Raw genomic sequence first — 17,896 nt, 5'->3', positions numbered from 1 at the left:
TACTTAAGAAAAATTGTCCATTCCAGCAATCCACTGAGTAAGTTGTTCTTGATTATTGGAAATATGGTTGTCCAAATTAGAGGAAGATTTACCCGATTGACTATAAGAATATACATCGTTTAGCATTACTTTAGTGTCACTACTTATACTATCGTTTGCGAGTAACGATTGAATGAGTCGCTCTAATTGCTCGCATTCAGAAACTGTCCCGCAGCAATCACTTTGATGGTTGATTAAAATATCTTTTAACACTTCTAATTGATGCTGTTGATTAATTGGCATGAACGGATCATCCTTTCGAGTGTTTTTCTCTCCCTAGAAATGTAAGAGAAAAAGCTGTTTCGTCATGGAATGTTTAATGCTTTATGTAGTTTTTATCAAAATGGTACATCTTATACTTGAAAGAAACGGACCGAGTGCTCGTACGTACTTGGTTTTTTGTTTGATAGATTGATTAAAACAGAAAGAAGGAATTTTTCCTTTAAAATAGTTTTGTAAAGAGAGGGAGACATCTATGCGTTTAAGACATAAGCCTTATGCAATGGATCGAATTAATGAGTATTCACATATCGTAATTGGAAACCCAGAGGAGAGCGCTGGTAACTGGAAAGAAATATTTGGAAATGAACAGCCAATTCATATTGAAGTAGGTACAGGACGTGGCCGCTTCATGTATGATATGGCAAAAGCAAATCCGCATATTAACTATATTGGAATTGAAAAATTCACAAGTGTTGTTGTAGATGCACTTGATAAATTAATTGAAGAAGAAGTACCGAACTTAAAGTTAATTAATAAAGATGCTGAAGATTTAACAGTTTTCTTTGCGAAAGGTGAAATTGACCGCGTTTATTTAAACTTCTCAGATCCATGGCCGAAGAATCGTCATACGAAGCGTCGTTTAACGTATAAAACATTTTTACGCAATTATGAAGAAGTGTTAGTAGATGGCGGAGAAATTCATTTCAAAACTGATAACCAAGGTTTATTTGAATATTCTATTATGAGTATGGCTGAGTATGGTATGTTATTAACTTACCTTAGCCTAGATCTTCATAATAGTGATTATGAAGGAAACATTATGACAGAATACGAAGAGAAATTTTCTAGTAAAGGTCATCGTATTTATCGAGTTGAAGCAAAATATCGTACGGAGCCTATGCAGTAATGCATAGGTTTTTTATATGAAAAATAATCGGAATATTATGTTAAAATTAAATAGAAAAGGGGGATGGGATATGGAACAGTTACAAATTGGAAATATAAAAGTGACGTGGCTAAAAGGTGGGAATACACATTTAGATGGAGGCGCGATGTTTGGAGTTGTGCCAAAAGTACTTTGGTCACGAAAATATAAACACAATGATACAAATCATATTTATTTACGAACAGATCCGTTACTCTTAGAAACGAAAGAAGGAAACATGCTTATTGATTCAGGGATAGGGAATGGTAAATTGAATGAGAAAATGAAGCGGAATCAAGGTGTAACAGAAGAATCATCAGTTAAGGAATCTTTAGAAAAATTGGGACTGAATAATGAAGATATTCATTACGTCTTAATGACGCATCTTCATTTTGACCATGCATCTGGTTTAACAAAATGGGAGGGAAATCGCCTTGTTCCGGCGTTTCCGAACGCAACGATTTATGTAAGTGAGACTGAATGGAATGAAATGAAAAATCCGAATGTTAGATCGCGTAATACATATTGGAAGGAAAATTGGGAGCCAATCGTTGATAAGATTGTTACGTTCAGGCAAGAAGTAGAAATTACGGATGAAATAAAGATGGTGCATACGGGTGGTCATAGCGATGGACATGCCGTTGTCGTCCTTGAAAGTCAGAGTGAAACGATGCTTCATTTAGCGGACATTTTACCGACGCATGCACATCAAAATGTATTATGGGTAATGGCATACGATGACTATCCAATGACATCGATTGAACATAAACAAAAGTGGATGAAGTATGGTGCTGAAAAAGAGGCGTGGTTTACTTTTTATCATGATGCATATTACCGTGCAGTAAAGTGGAATGAGGAAGGGCATATAGTGGAGAAGATAGAGAGAAAAACAAATATAGAAGCTTAATATTAATAAGAGGAAGGTGTCCAAAAATATTTATTGGAACAATCTCCACTTATTATGTATTGCTGTTATTATCAGCTTTTGTTGGTAATTCTAAAAAAAAAGAGGTTCACCTAATGGGAAACCTCTTTTTATGCTGCTATAACCTCTAAAACAGTACCTGTTTTAGCATCAACTAAAAATTCAAATCGTTCTTGTATTTCATCTAACATCGTTGTAAGACCGCCGCGATAAACTTCGTACGCGACATCATATTTTTCAAATGCCTCTGGAACCATATGTACCCAAGAGCCAGTAATTTCACCTTTATGACTTAATGCTTGTTTCACCATTTTCAATGCTTTTTCTGAAGAAATATGGGATTGTTCTTGTACTTTGTTTGCAACGAAATAACCAGCTGCAAACCCAACGCCAAGACCTGTGACTAAACCTTTCCAGCTCATATATTCACCTCAATTCTGTAAAATAAAAATAGTGTACCAATAATAATTATAATGCAAATGCAACTAAAAAAGAAGAAACTAGAAACATTTCGAAAATTTCGTTACAATAAAAGAGGTATTCTACTAAGGTTTGAAAGAAGGGGACTTCGTGAATAAAGAGACATTACAATTATTTCGTACGTTAACAGAATTACAAGGTACATCAGGTTTTGAACATGATGTGCGCAGTTTTATGAAGCAAGAATTAAGCAAATATGCTGATGAGATTGTGCAAGACGGTTTAGGTAGCGTATTTGGCCTGAAAAAAGGGGACGAAACTGGCCCGCGCGTTCTTGTAGCAGGTCATATGGATGAAGTAGGTTTCATGGTTACGCAAATTACGAAAAATGGGATGCTTCGTTTTCAAACGTTAGGTGGCTGGTGGAGCCAAGTACTATTAGCTCAGCGTGTACAAGTTATGACGAAGAATGGTCCTGTTATTGGGGTTGTTGGTTCCATTCCTCCTCATTTATTAAGTGATGCGCAACGTGCAAAACCGATGGATATAAAAAATATGTTAATTGATATAGGTGCAGATAGTTATGAAGATGCGATTGAAATTGGCATAAAGCCAGGGCAACAAATCGTTCCAATCTGCCCATTCACGCCAATGGCAAATGAAAAGAAAATTATGGCGAAAGCTTGGGACAACCGCTATGGATGTGGCCTTGCTATCGAATTGCTAAAAGAATTAAAAGATGAAACATTACCAAACACATTATACTCTGGTGCGACTGTACAAGAAGAAGTGGGTCTTCGCGGAGCACAAACTGCTGCAAATATGATTCAACCAGATATTTTCTATGCGCTTGATGCAAGTCCAGCAAATGATGCATCTGGTGATAAGACGCAGTTCGGTCAATTAGGAAAAGGCGCTCTTCTTCGTATTTATGACCGTACAATGGTAACACATAGAGGAATGCGCGAATTCATTTTAGATACAGCAGAAACACATAACATTCCGTACCAATACTTTATTTCACAAGGTGGTACAGATGCGGGCCGTGTGCATACAAGTAACTCTGGTATCCCATCAGCAGTAATTGGTGTTTGTGCACGCTACATTCATACACATGCTTCTATTTTACATGTTGATGATTATGCGGCAGCGAAGGAATTAATTACGAAGCTTGTGAGAGCGACGGACAAAACGACGTTAGAGACAATTAAGAATAACGCGTAAAGAGGAAGGGTGAAAAACCCTTCTTTTTTTAGGTTGAATAGATGACCCAGCGATGAATGGGAGCGGTCAGTGCCTAGTTGGTGCTCGAGCGATGTATTAAGACCGCGGATAGGAAGAGAGAGGAAGGCTGTTTTTGGAAAACCTTTTCTTTTTTTAGGTGGGAGAGATGACACAGAGATGCGTGTGTGCGGTCAGGCGCACTACGGTATAAATCTCAGTCATGAAGACTGATTTGGTGTTCGAGGCTAGTATTAGGATAGAATGATGAATTTATATAGGGGTGAATGAAATGAAGGTAGTAGTTGGGTCGAAGAATAAGACGAAGGTTGGGGCTGTGGAGAAGGTTTGGGAAGATGCTGAAATTACATCTCTTTCTGTTCCATCAGGAGTAGCAAATCAGCCTTTTTCAGATGAAGAGACGATGCAAGGAGCAGTAAATAGAGCGAAGAGAGCATTGCAGGAAGGTGCAGCTTATATCGGCATTGGGCTAGAAGGCGGCGTTATGAAAACGGAGCATGGGTTATTTATGTGTAACTGGGGTGCTTTAGCGACGATTGAAGGTAAAACATTTGTTGCGGGCGGGGCGCGTATTAAGTTACCAGATGATTTTTTAGCACCGCTTGAAGAAGGAAAAGAGCTAAGTGAAGTGATGGAAGAGTTTGTAGAGCGAAAAGATATTCGTAGTCACGAAGGTGCTATCGGTATTTTTACAGATGATTATGTCGACCGAACGGAATTATTTGTACACGTTGTTAAGTTACTTGTTGGGCAATATAAGTATGATGAAAAGCAAGCATAAACCTTGCACCATGCGCGATGTATGGTAGTATAAAGAAAAGATTATAGTGTGAAAAAGTGCACTCGTTAGAGGAGGAAATATAGATGAAATCATTAGAAAGCATGGAACAATTCCAAGAATTAAAAAATGAAGAGAATGTAGTCTTCATGTTCTCAGCAGAATGGTGCCCAGATTGCCGTTTCGTTGATCCATTTATGCCAGAAGTAGAAGAGAAGTATAGTGATTTCTCATTTTACTATGTAGATCGTGATGAATTTATTGATTTATGCGTGAAAGTAGACGTATTTGGCATTCCAAGCTTTGTAGCGTACAATAAAGGTGAAGAAACTGGACGCTATGTAAATAAAGATCGTAAAACACAAGAGCAAATCGAAGAGTTTATTGAAGGTTTAAAATAAGACAATTAGCCAATTGAATTGTAAAAACAACCTCTACCTTCGCGGGGGAGGTTATTTTTTTGGAAGGGAGGAAAAAGAGATGAAAATGACAAGTAAAAAGATGAAAGACGAGTTAATGAAGAAATTATCTCGACCAGAATGGGACTGTCATTATGATAGCGAGAAAGAAGTTCTTCGTATTGAACAAACAGACTCGAAAAAAGGTATTAACGTATCACTTCCAGGAGTAGTTGCAAAATGGGAAGTGAACAAAGAAAAAGCAATTGAAGAGGTCGCTTATTACGTACAAGAAGCGCTAATTGCAATGCATAAAGAAGAAAATAGCACGGCGAAAATTTTACCTGTTATTCGCTCTACTTCTTTCCCGAAACAATCAGAAGAAGGAAATCCGTTTATTATGACGGACCATACGGCGGAAACACGTATTTACTATGCGCTAGATTCTAATAAAACGTATCGATTAATTGATGAGCGCCTATTGCAAAAATTAGAGCTTACAGAGGAACAAGTACGTGAAATGGCATTATTTAATGCTCGCTCATTAGGCTATGAATTTAAGCAGGAGACAGTAGCAGGTAATACATTCTACTTTTTAAACACAAATGATGGATACGATGCGAGTCGTATTTTAAACGAATCGTTACTACACTCGATGCGTGAAAAGATCTCTGGTGATATGGTTGTTGCAGTTCCTCACCAAGATGTATTAATTATTGCTGATATCGTCAACGAAATCGGTTATGATATTATTGCACAAATGACAATGAAATTTTTTGCCGAAGGGCATGTTCCGATTACATCACTTTCATTCGTATATGAAGATGGGGACTTCGAACCAATCTTTATTTTAGCGAAGAATCGGAAGAAGACAGATGGAAAAGAGAAAGGATGAACGAAGTGAACGTTTTTTACAACCTTGAAGGAATTGGTGACACTTTAATTGTTACCTTACAAGATATTACTTTAGAAAACCGTACATTTGACCGTAAAGGAGATGTTGCTCGCGTATACGATCGTGAAAGTAACGTAACAGCAGGATTCAACATCTTTAATGCGTCTTCTTATGTAGAAGTAACAGACAACGGAAACGTTACATTAACGAAAGAGTTTGTTGAAAAAATTAACGGAATTTTAGCGAAGAATGGCTTTGAAGAAAAAGTAGAAGCTGATTTCACGCCGAAATTTGTTGTAGGCTATGTAGCTGAAAAAGAGAAGCATCCAAATGCTGATAAATTAAACATTTGTACAGTAGAAATCGGTACAGAAACATTACAAATCGTATGTGGTGCACCAAACGTTGATGCAGGACAAAAAGTTGTTGTTGCAAAAATCGGTGCTGTAATGCCAAGTGGTATGTTAATTAAACCAGCTGAACTTCGCGGTGTTCCTTCTTCTGGAATGATTTGCTCTGCACGTGAGTTAGAGCTTCCAGATGCTCCAGAAGAAAAAGGTATTCTTGTATTAGAAGATAGCTTTGAAGTTGGACAAGAATTTAAATTTTAATTGATGTTAGAAAAAGTAGTCTCGCATATGTGAGGCTATTTTTTTGTGCGAAATTCCTAGGATTGTAACGTTTCCTCTCAAAATCTATATTGTATTTCAAAAACGGATTAGGTAAAATTTAGAAAAAAGAAGGGGTAGACGTATGAAGCAACAACCAAAAATTGCAGAACTTCTGAAACGAATTGAAACTTCAAAACAGCAAGATATCGAACTAGGTTCCTATGAAATATATGTGTTTAGCGAAAATGAATTAGAAAAAGGACAAATCGGTTATCGATATGATAAACATAAAAATTCATTAATAAGTGAAGAAAGTGGAAAATGGAAAGAGGAATGGATTGTTATCGGATATGAAACGGATATGGGGGATCCTGTTTTCGTAAATGTAGCTGATGATGCTTATCTAGTCTATACCGCAGAGCGTGGTACAGAAACGTGGCAACCCGTTCATATTGGAAATATGGATGAAATTATAAAACAATTATAAGAAATACTTTGAGCCCGGTGCAAAGTGATAGGAGAGAAAAATGAAGTATATAAAAATAATGAGCGCTATTGCAGTCATTGGAATATATATGGGAGGTTGTTCGCAAGAAGAGCCGAAAAAAGAAACAACATCTTCTATACAAGAAAAAAACAAAGATAATAAGGAAGACGCACCGGTAGAAAAGCAGCAAGAAGAACAAGAAAAGAAAGAACAGGCGCAAGCAATTCAAACGAATGAGAAAGTGGAACATAAGCAGGAGGAAGTGCCGACCGAGGAAAAGAAAGAGGAAACTACGCCGCTGCAGCCAACTGAGCAACCGCTGCAAAATAATGAACAAAAAGTAGAGAGTAATGAAAAACAAGAAAAGTTTCTCGTCGTTATTGATCCAGGGCATCAACAAAAAGCGAATTTAAATTTAGAGGCAATTGGTCCAGGAGCAACTACGCAAAAATATAAAGTAACAGACGGAACAGCGGGAGTTGTAACGAAAAAGAGGGAATCAGTTCTTGTATTAGAGATGGCTTTTATATTGAAAGAAAAACTGGAAGCAAAAGGTATACAAGTATTGATGACGAGAACGTCACATGAGGTTGATATAAGTAATAAGGAACGAGCAACATTCGCGAATGATCATAAAACGAATTTATTTTTGCGCCTTCACGCAGATGGTTCTGAAAATCCAAATCAAAGTGGATTTGCTGTATTGACACCGGCAGAAGGAAGTCCGTATACGAAAGAGATTTATGCTGAAAGTCTTCAAATCTCTCAAACGATAGTAAATAAAATGAGAGAGAATCATCAAGTGAAAGTAAATGGAATTAAATTTCGGGATGACCTTTCTGGATTTAATTGGTCAAAAGTTCCAGGAGTACTATTAGAACTTGGATTTATGTCAAACCCTGAAGAAGACAAAAAATTATCTGACCCACAGTATGTAAATTCTTTATTGCAAAGTGTAACGGATAGTGTGGATGAATATCGGAAGGGTAAAGATTAAACGAGGTCTTACATGTAAGACCTCGTTTTTCTATATGAAAAACAATCGTGAATTAGAATATTATGGATAAAACTAATATGCTTAATTTTACCTGCACTTTTTGCCGAATGCTGATACAATAAAGGATGTTACTATTTAGTAGAAAGAGTGGTAAACATGTTAGATTGGATGAAAAAGCTGTTTAACAAAGAGGAAGAAAAAACAGTGATGAATAAAGAAGTACCGGCACAAATTGAAAGTCAGCCGAAAATTCCTCGTGTAAACCACTACACTGAAGCAAGAGAAGCACAAATGGCAAGTCGGAATGCAGGGAAATGTCGTTTTCCATTAATACCAGATAATGGATTTGATGAGGAGGATGTAAGAGAACTGCCTAACTTTGAAGAACAACCTATTCAAAGAGGAGTATATGAAGAACAGCCTACTCAAAGAGGAATAAAAGTGGAAAGAAGCAGACGACCGTATGTGGAAACAGAAGCACCTACATATGAGGAACCGGAATTGCAATATGAACCGGAACCAGAGCCTGTCGTAAAAAAAGCATTCGTACCGTCGCAAGAAAGTAACCGTAGACCATTTCGTCCAACAGAAATGATTTCTCCGATTTATGGATATAACCGTCCTTCAGTAGAAACGAAGGTTGTGCAGGAGGAAGAAAAGGAAAGAGAAGATCTTGAAATATCTGTTGAAGGAAAAGCTGTTGTTGACGCATGGTTAGAGAAAAAGGGATATACATTATCCGACTTTTCGGGAGTTCTACAAGGAAGTTCATCTGTTAAGAACGGAGTGAACGAACGAAGTAATAGAGTAGAAGAAAAATCGGTTGTGGATACATGGTTAGAGAAAAACGGTTACGAAGTTGAACGTCAAGCCCCTTCATTAGAAGAAAGCCTAAGTGATGAGTTGCTTCATAAAACAGTAGGACAGCATGTGGAAGAAGAGGCTACAATTGTACAAGCCTTGAAGCAGGAGCAAGATGTAGTGGCGTTATCATCTACAGAAGATAACGAAGAAACTTTACAAGAAGAGTCAATAGATTCTAAAGTAGAGCATGTGTATTCGATATTAACAGAAGAAAATGAATGTAATACAGAAATAGAAGAAACTGTTGCTGAAGTTGCAGCAAATCAAGTCGAAGAAGAAACATTAGAGGATGTAGTGATTGTAAAAGCAGATGAAAAGCTTGAAGAAACAATTACTATAGAAATACCAGATGCTTTTGAAGAAGCTAAGGAAGCAGAAGAAGTTGTGGAATTAGAAGAAACTGAGGAAGCGATAGAAGAAGTTGTGGAATTAGAGAAATCTGAGGAAGCAGCAGAAGAAGTTGTGGAATTAGAAGAAACTAAGGAAGCAGCAGAAGAAGTTGTGGAATTAGAGAAACCTGAGGAAGTGACAGAAGAAGTTGTGGAATTAGAAGAAACTAAGGAAGCGACAGAAGAAGTTGTGGAATTAGAAGAAACTAAGGAAGCAGCAGAAGAAGTTGTGGAATTAGAGAAATCTGAGGAAGTGACAGAAGAAGTTGTGGAATTAGAAGAAACTAAGGAAGCGACAGAAGAAGTTGCAGAATTAGAGGAAGCTGAGGAAGCAGCAGAAGAAGTTGTAGAATTAGAGAAATCTGAGGAAGCGACAGAAGAAGTTGTGGAATTAGAAGAAACTAAGGAAGCGACAGAAGAAGTTGTGGAATTAGAGGAAGCTGAGGAAGCGACAGAAGAAGTTGCGGAGTTAGAGGGTACTAAGGAAGAAGAACCAACTTCTCAAGAAACAGTAATTGAAGAAACGATGAATACAGATTTAGTGGAAAATACACCAGTTGCAGAGCAACCAGTGATTTCTCAACAAGAAACAATTACGTTCAAGGAAGAAAGTGAAGTATGCGTACCAGTTTCAGAAACGGATGAGCAAACAAAGAAAGATGTTCAAAACTTTGCGAACGTTTTAGTTGAAGAAGCGGAAGAAAAGAAGCAAGTTGCTGAAGAACAGCCTGCTTTACAAATAGAAGAACCGAAACGTGAGAAAAAACGTCATGTCCCATTTAATGTTGTCATGTTAAAGCAGGATAGAAAGAAATTAATGGAAAGACATGCGGCAAGAACGAACGTAATGCAATCAACTGTCAGTGAACGAGTGGAAGAAAAGCCAATGCAGCAAGTGGTAGTAGAACCACAAGCAGAAGAAAAGCCAATGCAGCAAATGGTAGTAGACCCGCAAGTGGAAGAAAAACCAGTGCAGCAAGTGGTAGTAGACCCGCAAGTGGAAGAAAGTCCAGTGCAGCAAGTGGTAGTAGAAGCCCAAGTGGAAGAAAAACCGATGCAACAAGTAGTGGTGGCTGGACAAGTACAAGAGCCAATTTCAAGTACGGAAGTACAAGAGAAAGCATATGTTGTAAATCAAAAAGAGAACGATATGCGCAACGTACTACAAGCGCCACCGAAGTATGAACTTCCGCCATTAACGTTGTTGTCAATTCCACAGCAGGCAGCATTAGATAATACGGAGTGGCTAGAAGAACAGGAAGAATTATTAAATACGACATTTAATAATTTCCATGTTGGAGCACATGTTATTAATGTGTCACAAGGGCCGGCGGTAACTCGTTTTGAAGTACAACCAGACCCAGGTGTGAAAGTAAATAAAATTACAAATTTAAGTGATGATATTAAGTTAAGTTTAGCTGCGAAAGATATTCGAATTGAAGCGCCAATTCCAGGGAAGAGTGCAATTGGAATTGAAGTTCCAAACAAGGAAAGTAAGCCAGTATTCCTGCGTGAAATTTTAAGAAGTCCTGTATTTACAAAGAGTGAATCACCGCTTACAGTTGCGCTGGGGCTTGATATTTCAGGTGATCCAATTGTAACGGATATTCGAAAAATGCCACATGGACTTATTGCGGGTGCAACTGGTTCAGGGAAAAGTGTGTGCATTAACGCGATTTTAACGAGCATTTTATATAAAGCGAAGCCGCATGAAGTGAAGTTGATACTAATTGATCCGAAGATGGTTGAGCTTGCACCATACAATTCTGTTCCACATCTTGTAGCACCTGTTATTACTGACGTAAAAGCAGCTACAGCTGCGTTAAAGTGGGCGGTTGAAGAGATGGAACGTCGTTATGAATTGTTTGCTCATGCTGGTGCTCGTGATTTAACTCGTTACAATACGATTGTAAGTGGTAGAGAAATCCCAGGTGAGACATTACCTTATATTGTAATTGTCATTGACGAGTTAGCGGACTTAATGATGGTTGCTCCTGGTGATGTGGAGGAAGCGATTTGTCGTATTGCACAAAAAGCGCGTGCTTGTGGTATTCACTTATTAGTTGCGACGCAGCGTCCATCTGTAGACGTTATTACAGGTTTAATTAAATCAAACATTCCAACGCGTATTGCGTTTACAGTATCATCTCAAGTTGATTCGCGTACGATTATCGATATTGGGGGCGCGGAGAAGTTACTTGGTCGTGGTGATATGCTATTTTTAGGAAACGGCACATCTAAACCAGTTCGTGTACAAGGTGTATACGTATCAGATGATGAGATTGAAAGAACAGTTGATCATGTGAAAAAGCAAATGAAGCCAAACTACTTATTTAAGCAAGAGGATTTATTAGCAAAATCAGAGCAGAGTGAGTCTGAAGATGAACTATTTTTTGATGCATGTCAATTTGTTGTAGAGCAAGGGGGAGCGTCCACATCTTCTGTACAGAGAAAATTCCGCATAGGTTATAATCGCGCGGCACGTCTAATTGAAGAGATGGAGTCGCAAGGGATTATTTCTGAAGGAAGAGGAACGAAACCGAGAGATGTCCTTATTTCTGAGGATGAATTCGCTGCTATGCAGGAAACAAATGTATAGGAAACGGTTTTGCTGTATACTAATAGAAAATGTTGGATAGTAAAGTAGGGAGTAAAGCGACATGAAAGAAATTGAATTAAAATTAAAAGGTGAAATAAATCGACTAACAAATAAAACATTTAAATTTGATGAACGTGTTGGAGAAGGCTGGTTCTCTGCCGTTTACTTTTTAAAAACTAGAGAAATCATTGAAGAATTTCGCCCGAAAAGTGTTGTAACAATGCAGTTTTTTCAAAAAGAACATGCAGTTCTTTGCGGAGCAGATGAGGTAATCGCATTGCTACAAACATTTGCCAAAAATCCTGAGGAATTAGAAATTCATTCTTTAAAGGATGGCGATAATATTAGTCCGTTTGAAACAGTTTTAACAATTCATGGTCCTTATGAATACTTCGGCTTTTTAGAAGGTGTAATTGATGGGATTTTAGCTCGTCGTACATCGGTTGCGACAAACGTATATAACGTTGTCCAAGCTGCACGTAGTGTAGATAAAGAAAAACCGGTTATTTTCATGGGAGATCGTGACGATCATTATACGCAACAAGCTGGTGACGGCTATGCGGCATACATCGGAGGTATGAGCGCGCAAGCGACGCATGCAATGAATGAATGGTGGGGCAGAAGTGGTATGGGGACGATGCCTCATGCTTTAATTCAAATGTTTAATGGTGATGTTGTTGAAGCTGCAAAGGCATATCATAAAAAATTCCCAGAAGATGAATTAGTCGTACTAATTGATTATAACAATGATGTCATTACAGATGCACTTCGCGTAGCGCGTGAATTTGGATCAACATTAAAAGGTGTACGTGTCGATACGTCTCGCACAATGATTGATCAATACTTCATTCGTCACCCAGAAGTACTTGGAACATTCGATCCACGTGGTGTAAATCCATCACTTGTATTTGCACTTCGTAAGGCTCTTGATGAGGAAGGGTTCCAACATGTAGATATCGTTGTAACTGGTGGGTTTGATGAGAAGCGTATTCGTGAATTTGAAGCTCAAAATGTTCCTGTCGATATATACGGAGTAGGAAGTAGCTTATTAAAAATGAATATTGGTTTTACTGGTGATAACGTAGAATTAAATGGAAAACCAGAAGCAAAAGCTGGTCGTAAATACCGTCCAAATTCACGTCTAGAGCGTGTTCAATTAGAAACAAAAGAAGATATGTAAAAGCGAGAAAAACTGATAGGTGATTGACCCTATCAGTTTTTCTGTTATCATAGTATAGCGGCTTGTTTTTTGCTATAATAAATGTGTTATGGACATAAAAGAAGTACGTACGAGTTTATCACTGATAAGTGAATATAAAAAGAAATTCACTGCATCAGAAATGTATGATGATTACCAAAATAAGAAAAGATTCATATACTGTCTTATAGATAGGCCGTTGTATTAGTTCGAAATGTTGGAGGTTCTTTAAGATGACAGTTTACCATTTTGTAGGAATTAAAGGAACAGGAATGAGTTCATTAGCACAAATTCTTCATGACATGAAGCATACTGTTCAAGGGTCTGATTATGAAAAGCGTTTCTTTACACAAACAGCATTGGAAAAGCGTGGTATTTCCATCCTTCCTTTTGATAAGAATAATATTAAAGAAGGACAAGTGATTATCGCAGGAAATGCATTTCCTGATACGCATGAAGAAATCGTAGCAGCAAAAGAATTAAATATCCCAGTACATCGTTACCATCACTTCTTAGGTGATCTTATGAATCAGTACACAAGTGTTGCTGTAACTGGTGCACATGGAAAAACATCAACAACTGGTTTGTTAGCCCATGTAATGCAAGGTGCACACCCAACATCATACCTTATTGGAGATGGAACGGGGCATGGGGTAGAAAATAGTAAGTATTTTGTATTTGAAGCTTGTGAGTATCGTCGTCATTTCTTGTCTTACTATCCAGACTATGCAATCATGACAAATATCGATTTCGATCACCCAGATTACTTTGCAGACATCAATGATGTATTTAATGCATTCCAAGAGATGGCATTGCAAGTGAAAAAAGGTATTATTGCATGTGGTGATGATGAAGAACTTCAAAAAGTTCAAGCGAAAGTACCTGTTATTTTCTATGGATTTGGAGAAGATAATGATTTCCAAGCACGTAACATTCAAAAGAGAACTGATGGTACTATATTCGATGTATTCGTTCGTAATACGTATTATGACACGTTCAAAATTACAGGATACGGCGATCACAGCGTATTAAATGCATTAGCAGTAATCGCGCTTTGCCATTATGAAAACGTTGATGTAGAAGCAGTTAAGCATCAGCTAACAACTTTTGAAGGCGTAAAACGTCGCTTTAATGAAAAGCCAATGGGAGAACAAGTTATCATTGATGACTATGCACACCATCCGACAGAAATTAATGCAACGATTGAAGCAGCACGTCAAAAACATCCAGAGCGTGAAGTTGTCGCTGTATTCCAACCACATACATTCTCACGTACAGAGAAATTTTTAGATGAGTTCGCGGAAAGCTTAAGTAAAGCTGACCAAGTATACTTATGTGATATTTTCGGATCAGCACGTGAAAACAAAGGTGAATTAACAATTGAAGATCTGCAAAAACGTATCGATGGCGCAGAACTAATTACAGATACAACAACGGATGTGTTAAAGAAACATAAAAACGGCGTTCTTATTTTCATGGGCGCAGGTGACATCCAAAAATTCGAAGCAGCTTACGTAAAAGAAGTTCAAGTTGCAGAGAAGTAAGAAAAAAGACGCATAGCTGTGGCTGTGCGTCTTTTTTGTTGTGTTCGATATCTTTTAAAAAGCGTTGATATGTTGGTATTGTTCATTTTTTTTGTATAGTTGTTTTAATAAGAATATATATAGTGAACTAAAAAGTACATATCCAATTAAATAATAGAATGAAAACATATCGAATTGTTTTGTTATCATAATTCGAATCGCGAAAAAGGTGAATGGAAGAGCGATTAACAGTCTTGAACTGATGAAAATAATTGTTTTAAAGTATTTTAATAAATCTGTATTCCAATGATTTTCTCTACAGATAAACCAAATGTTGCTTGCAATAAATGCTAGTACAAATGGTAAATTAGATGAAATATTGATGAAACCTAATACGATAGGAACTGATAGAGCACCCAGTGGACCGATAGATAGACCGGAATAATATTTAATAAATGTATTTGTAGATTGCTGTGCATCTTGAATAACATCTGTATATTCTACTGTAATTTCCTTTGCTAATTCTTTTGGAGGAAGAAATTCTTCAATCACTTGTGAAGGAATGCTTGCTGATGGTATCCCTTCACTTTCTTTACTTAATGCATTTTCATATAAATCGGATTTGATTTCTAGCACATGTTGTTCTCTTGCTGACGTAGGTAAGTTCATTAAACCTTTATGAAGATCGTGTAAGAAAGAAACAATGAGTTCATTTGAAAAGAATTGTTCCTTGTTCATTTTTTATCCTCTCCTTTAGCTAGTAACATTAGAGCTTGGTATACTGCATCATAATCATGTAAGCGACTATTTAAAATTTCTCTCCCTTCGTCTGTAATGCGATAGTATTTTCTTTTTGGCCCATCACCGGACTCTTCCCAATAGGAAACAGCCCAATTGTTTTTCGTGATTCGATTTAATATAGGATAAATCGAACCGTTCGGGATATGAAACACAGGGATATCTTGTAAGGCACTTGTAATTTCGTATCCATACATAGGTTGTTTGCTTATTAAAGACAAAATAGCGAGATCAAAAACACCTTTACGTAATTGAATTATAAAATTATCATTTTTTTCCATACTTTAACTATATATGATTCATATCTAGATATCAATCATATATAGTGATTGTTCTTATATAAAACCGAAAAAGTGCGAATGTTTAACTTTTTTTCACCTATAAGTGTTAGAATAATAGGAAAATTAAAAGGGGCTAAAAAACATGTTCACACTCCGAGTAGATGACGAAATCGAATTACAGTTATTAGAGAAGCATCATAAAGAGGAACTATATCAATTAATAGATCAAAACCGTAACCATTTAAGAAGATGGCTTCCGTGGGTAGATGGGACGAAATCAGCTGATGCGTATAATGAGATTTTTCCGATGTGGTTAAAGAAATTTGCAGAGGGAGATGGGTTTGAGGCTGGTATACGCTATAAAGGAAAGCTTGTTGGGATGGTAGGTATTCATCCGGTGAGCTGGGGTAAGAAAGCTACGAGTCTTGGTTATTATCTTGCAGAAGATGCTGGCGCGAAAGGTATTATGACGCGAAGTGTGAAGACTGTGCTTCATTATGCATTTGATAATTTAAAGCTGAATAAAATTGAAATTCGTTGTGGTGTTGAAAATGCGAAAAGCCGTGCGATTCCAGAACGTTTAGGTTTTAAATTAGATGGTATTTTAAGAGATGAAGAATGGATATATGATCATTTCCAAGATATCGCTGTGTATAGTTTACTAGCTTCAGAATGGAAGAAGATTCGATGAACGAGAAGATTTGTATTATTCCGTATGAAAGTATGTTTCAAGAGGAAGTAGTAGATCTTATCGTTCATATTCAGCGAAAAGAGTACAAGGTCCCTATTACGAAAGAAGAGTAGCCTGACTTACTTGAAATAGAAACGTTCTATCAAAGGGACAACGGAAATTTTTGGGTAGCAACTTATGATGGTAAAGTAGTTGGAACGGTAGCTTTATTAGATATTGGAAAGCATCAAGTAGCGCTAAGAAAAATGTTCGTGAAGAAAGAGTTCCGCGGAAAAGAATGGGGCGCATCACATACGCTACTTCAAACGGCAATTTCTTGGGCGAAAGAAAAGAACTTGGAAGACATTTATTTAGGAACAACAGTTAAATTTCTAGCAGCACACCGTTTCTACGAAAAGAATGGTTTTCAAAGCGTGAGTATAGAAGAGTTGCCAAAAAGTTTTCCAGTGCTAGAGGTAGATAAGAAATTTTATAGGTATACTGTTTAAAAGGTCATTCATAAATGGCCTTTTTTCATGAACTAAAATGGAAAAAATGGTATAATTTAGTTAGGGGGTGCGTGTATGGATTTTCCAATTCAAAGAAGTAAATCAGCGGTAATTTTCGTTAGTCTCACATTAGCTTTTATGTTTGTGTATCCAATTGTCATGCTTTTCACGAATAAAGAGCAGTGGATGTCAGCGTTGATTGGAATGGGTTTATGCTTCATTGTAAATGTACCAATCGTTTGGGAAATATTTATTAAAAAACATAAAGTGGAAAATGGCGTATTAAAGTACGGTATTTTAAATGATGATGTTGTATTAAAAGATATAATAATTGTTCGTCAAGTTGGGAAATCCCTTGAAATTACGACGAATGCATATAAAGTACATATGATCGCGATGCCGCAACATATGACGCAGTTTTTATCGCTTGTAGAAAAAGAGAATCCAAGTGTAAAAATAGAAATGGTAGGGTAAAAATGAAATATGTAAAACCTTTATTTTGTTTGGAAATTTTGTTTGTACTTGTTGGTTGCACTAGAGTATATATGAAATGGGATCTGCCCTTATATGTTCCAATATTAATAGGTACTATCGCAGTGACGCTTTTATTTTATTTTCATTTTCAGCAAACAAAAAGTGAGGAAAGTAGTTCTATATAGTGTAGGGAGGGATTTGGAATGAAAAAAATATGTGCGCTCTGTTTATTTTTATTAACGACATCGATTCTTTTAATAGGATGTAGTGCGAAGAAAGAGAAGTCTGATGTTAGTTTAGAAAAGGCACAAAAAATTGAAATAGAATCCCTTATTGATTCGAGTGATAAAAAAACAATTACTGATAAGAAAGAAATCACAAAGTTGTTTGAATCAATCAAAATGGATGAGTGGGAAATGGAATCGGCTCCTATGGATACTCCGCAAGGGAAAACGTTTAAAATGTATCAAGAGGATACACCGGAATTATTGGATTCGAGTAAAGATAAAAAAGAGTTATATGAAATTGGTACTATGACAGTATATAAAGATGTCCCTTATGTTGAGGTTGAATTGAAAATTAATAAAATAAAAAATAAAAATAGTTTTAAAGTACCAGAAGATGTGGCTAAAAAATTATTAGAGTATTAATA

21 protein-coding genes are annotated in these 17,896 nt (G+C 36.9%); 17 read left to right on the top strand and 4 right to left on the bottom strand.

The window, feature by feature from the left end:
* Positions 1–3: 3 nt before the first annotated feature.
* Positions 4–282: a YtzH-like family protein gene (locus MR066_RS23120; RefSeq protein ID WP_002015625.1), complete on the bottom strand. Its 279-nt coding sequence runs from the start codon at positions 280–282 to the stop codon at positions 4–6.
* A 232-nt stretch (positions 283–514) separates the two neighbouring features.
* Between MR066_RS23120 and trmB the strand changes: the two genes are divergently transcribed.
* Entirely contained in the window at positions 515–1,168 is a 654-nt protein-coding gene (trmB, locus tag MR066_RS23115; protein ID WP_002015624.1) for a tRNA (guanosine(46)-N7)-methyltransferase TrmB, read from the top strand.
* 70 nt (positions 1,169–1,238) lie between these two features.
* Positions 1,239–2,093, top strand: a complete 855-nt coding sequence (locus MR066_RS23110) for a YtnP family quorum-quenching lactonase (RefSeq protein WP_242248646.1) — start codon at positions 1,239–1,241, stop codon at positions 2,091–2,093.
* 128 nt (positions 2,094–2,221) lie between these two features.
* Here the strand turns inward: MR066_RS23110 and MR066_RS23105 are convergent, their stop codons facing one another.
* The gene (locus tag MR066_RS23105; protein WP_002015622.1) at positions 2,222–2,533 is read right to left on the bottom strand and encodes a PepSY domain-containing protein; all 312 of its coding nucleotides are present in this window, start codon (positions 2,531–2,533) and stop codon (positions 2,222–2,224) included.
* 148 nt (positions 2,534–2,681) lie between these two features.
* Between MR066_RS23105 and MR066_RS23100 the strand changes: the two genes are divergently transcribed.
* From MR066_RS23100 to murC, 10 genes are all read left to right on the top strand, one after another.
* A complete protein-coding gene (locus tag MR066_RS23100) occupies positions 2,682–3,755 on the top strand; it encodes a M42 family metallopeptidase (RefSeq protein ID WP_078184718.1) in 1,074 nt (357 codons plus the stop codon).
* A gap of 289 nt (positions 3,756–4,044) precedes the next feature.
* Positions 4,045–4,554, top strand: coding sequence for a DUF84 family protein (locus MR066_RS23095; protein ID WP_242248644.1), 510 nt, complete (start codon positions 4,045–4,047; stop codon positions 4,552–4,554).
* Positions 4,555–4,637: 83 nt separating this feature from the next.
* Entirely contained in the window at positions 4,638–4,952 is a 315-nt protein-coding gene (locus MR066_RS23090; protein WP_002015619.1) for a thioredoxin family protein, read from the top strand.
* A 79-nt stretch (positions 4,953–5,031) separates the two neighbouring features.
* Positions 5,032–5,844, top strand: coding sequence for a DUF1444 domain-containing protein (locus MR066_RS23085; protein WP_002089043.1), 813 nt, complete (start codon positions 5,032–5,034; stop codon positions 5,842–5,844).
* Positions 5,841–6,455, top strand: a complete 615-nt coding sequence (ytpR, locus tag MR066_RS23080; RefSeq protein WP_002089041.1) for a YtpR family tRNA-binding protein — start codon at positions 5,841–5,843, stop codon at positions 6,453–6,455. Before MR066_RS23085 ends, ytpR begins: the two co-directional genes overlap by 4 nt.
* A 142-nt stretch (positions 6,456–6,597) precedes the next feature.
* Complete coding sequence (locus MR066_RS23075; protein WP_002015616.1) at positions 6,598–6,942, top strand: hypothetical protein; 345 nt, start codon at positions 6,598–6,600, stop codon at positions 6,940–6,942.
* A gap of 40 nt (positions 6,943–6,982) precedes the next feature.
* On the top strand, positions 6,983–7,939 hold the full coding sequence (locus MR066_RS23070; protein ID WP_242248642.1) for an N-acetylmuramoyl-L-alanine amidase: 957 nt from the start codon (positions 6,983–6,985) through the stop codon (positions 7,937–7,939).
* Between the two features lie 156 nt (positions 7,940–8,095).
* Entirely contained in the window at positions 8,096–11,791 is a 3,696-nt protein-coding gene (locus tag MR066_RS23065; protein WP_242248640.1) for a DNA translocase FtsK, read from the top strand.
* A gap of 61 nt (positions 11,792–11,852) precedes the next feature.
* Complete coding sequence (locus tag MR066_RS23060; RefSeq protein ID WP_002015597.1) at positions 11,853–12,971, top strand: nicotinate phosphoribosyltransferase; 1,119 nt, start codon at positions 11,853–11,855, stop codon at positions 12,969–12,971.
* A gap of 251 nt (positions 12,972–13,222) precedes the next feature.
* A complete protein-coding gene (gene murC / locus MR066_RS23055) occupies positions 13,223–14,533 on the top strand; it encodes a UDP-N-acetylmuramate--L-alanine ligase (RefSeq protein ID WP_002015598.1) in 1,311 nt (436 codons plus the stop codon).
* A 54-nt stretch (positions 14,534–14,587) separates the two neighbouring features.
* On the opposite strand, the gene MR066_RS23050 is transcribed toward murC, so the two are convergent.
* On the bottom strand, positions 14,588–15,250 hold the full coding sequence (locus MR066_RS23050) for an HAAS signaling domain-containing protein (protein WP_113935757.1): 663 nt from the start codon (positions 15,248–15,250) through the stop codon (positions 14,588–14,590).
* The gene (locus tag MR066_RS23045; protein WP_012261844.1) at positions 15,247–15,591 is read right to left on the bottom strand and encodes a PadR family transcriptional regulator; all 345 of its coding nucleotides are present in this window, start codon (positions 15,589–15,591) and stop codon (positions 15,247–15,249) included. The genes MR066_RS23050 and MR066_RS23045 overlap by 4 nt, the downstream gene beginning before the upstream one ends.
* Positions 15,592–15,733: 142 nt before the next feature.
* Between MR066_RS23045 and MR066_RS23040 the strand changes: the two genes are divergently transcribed.
* The 5 genes from MR066_RS23040 (at position 15,734) to MR066_RS23020 (ending at position 17,894) form a co-directional block, all read left to right on the top strand.
* Positions 15,734–16,282, top strand: a complete 549-nt coding sequence (locus MR066_RS23040; RefSeq protein WP_078175975.1) for a GNAT family N-acetyltransferase — start codon at positions 15,734–15,736, stop codon at positions 16,280–16,282.
* Positions 16,283–16,410: 128 nt separating this feature from the next.
* Positions 16,411–16,770: a GNAT family N-acetyltransferase gene (locus MR066_RS23035; RefSeq protein WP_396022286.1), complete on the top strand. Its 360-nt coding sequence runs from the start codon at positions 16,411–16,413 to the stop codon at positions 16,768–16,770.
* A 75-nt stretch (positions 16,771–16,845) separates the two neighbouring features.
* On the top strand, positions 16,846–17,244 hold the full coding sequence (locus MR066_RS23030) for a PH domain-containing protein (RefSeq protein ID WP_113935754.1): 399 nt from the start codon (positions 16,846–16,848) through the stop codon (positions 17,242–17,244).
* A gap of 2 nt (positions 17,245–17,246) precedes the next feature.
* Positions 17,247–17,429 carry a hypothetical protein gene (locus tag MR066_RS23025; RefSeq protein WP_201053170.1) on the top strand — a complete coding sequence of 61 codons (183 nt, stop codon included), beginning with the start codon at positions 17,247–17,249 and terminating at the stop codon, positions 17,427–17,429.
* 18 nt (positions 17,430–17,447) lie between these two features.
* Positions 17,448–17,894 carry a hypothetical protein gene (locus tag MR066_RS23020; RefSeq protein WP_078184647.1) on the top strand — a complete coding sequence of 149 codons (447 nt, stop codon included), beginning with the start codon at positions 17,448–17,450 and terminating at the stop codon, positions 17,892–17,894.
* The last annotated feature ends 2 nt before the right edge of the window (positions 17,895–17,896 follow it).

Source organism: Bacillus cereus group sp. BfR-BA-01523 (assembly GCF_022662615.1).
Classification (GTDB): domain Bacteria; phylum Bacillota; class Bacilli; order Bacillales; family Bacillaceae_G; genus Bacillus_A; species Bacillus_A mycoides.
Note: the sequence above shows the minus strand (reverse complement) of the source record. Positions and strands in the feature narration are given on the sequence as shown.